Source organism: Actinomadura mexicana, from assembly GCF_900188105.1.
Classification (GTDB): Bacteria; Actinomycetota; Actinomycetes; order Streptosporangiales; family Streptosporangiaceae; genus Spirillospora; species Spirillospora mexicana.
Genome location: NZ_FZNP01000048.1, coordinates 1 through 1151 on the forward strand (window position 1 = coordinate 1; position 1151 = coordinate 1151).

The 1151-nt window shown below is 67.2% G+C and carries 1 protein-coding gene; it reads right to left on the reverse strand.

What is annotated here, in order from left to right; genetic code table 11:
- Nucleotides 1–551: 551 nt before the first annotated feature.
- Nucleotides 552–968: a transposase gene (locus CHC11_RS39955; RefSeq protein WP_089317114.1), complete on the reverse strand. Its 417-nt coding sequence runs from the start codon at nt 966–968 to the stop codon at nt 552–554.
- Nucleotides 969–1151 lie beyond the last annotated feature (183 nt).

The window sequence follows — 1151 nt, forward strand, 5'->3', positions numbered from 1 at the left end:
GCGAGGCCCCGGCCTGCTCGGCGACCTGGGCGATCGTGGCGCCCTCGGCGCACAGCAGCACGATCCGCGCCCGCAACGCCAAAGCCTGCGAGGTCTTGCGGCGGCGCACCCACCCGGTCAGCACCGACCGCTCCTCGTCGGACAACACCACCGGATCCAGCTTCGGGCTCGGCATCCCCACACCCTACCGACTAACAAAGAATTATTGACTCACAACACTAGGCTGGGATTCACAGTGTCATTGCGGTTGGCGCGGGAGGAGTAGGCCTTGTCGCCGGCAACAGCGGCCGGTCGGGTCCGGAGGCGGCCGACCGGGCCGTGCACCCAGATCTTGTCCAGGACGGGGATGAAACGGGGACTGTCGGCGGCCTGCCCGAGGGTCAGCACAATCGACAGCGGACGGCAGCGCCGGTCGGCCGACAGGTGGAACTTGCTGGTCAGCCCGCCTCGGGACCGGCCCAGATCAGCGGCCTTCAGCCGTGCCTTGCGGCGCCGGCGTACCCGGCGCCGGCGCTCCTGTTCGGGGTCGGGCTCGTCGCCGGAGTGCTGGCCTATAGGCCCGGTTTGCCCTTTTGGCGTAGCCCCTTTTCCGCGGCCGCGGCCCGCTCCAACTCCTCCAGCCGCTCGGGCGCGACCCTCATCCCGGCGGCGTGGTGATGTGCGCGGCAGACGCTGGAGTCCACGCTGACCAGGTCCAGCACGACATCGCCCCGGGCCGCCGCCTCGTCGATCACCGCGACCATCAGGTTCTCGAAGACCCCCTGGCACGCCCAGGCCCGGAACCGGTCGTAGATCGTCGACCAGTTGCCGTAGGTGACGGGCACGTCCCGCCACGGGCTGCCGGTCCGGAACCTCCACATCACCGCGTTGAACTGATTACGCAGGTCACCGATCGGCCCGGACACCCCCAACGGCAGATGCGGCTCAATCAGCTCCCACTCGGTATCGGTCACATCACCGCGCGTCATACATCGGTGATACCGCCCGCTCCCGCAACGGTGGGGGTGAGTCACTCGATTGTGACCGGCGGCAACTGATCCGAACTACGAACAGGCCCTAGTACTACATGCCTAGATCTCGGTGGGCGATCCAACGTTTCCTCTACATGATCACGCTGGGTGGTGTAACGGTGTCTGTATGTTTGACCCCCG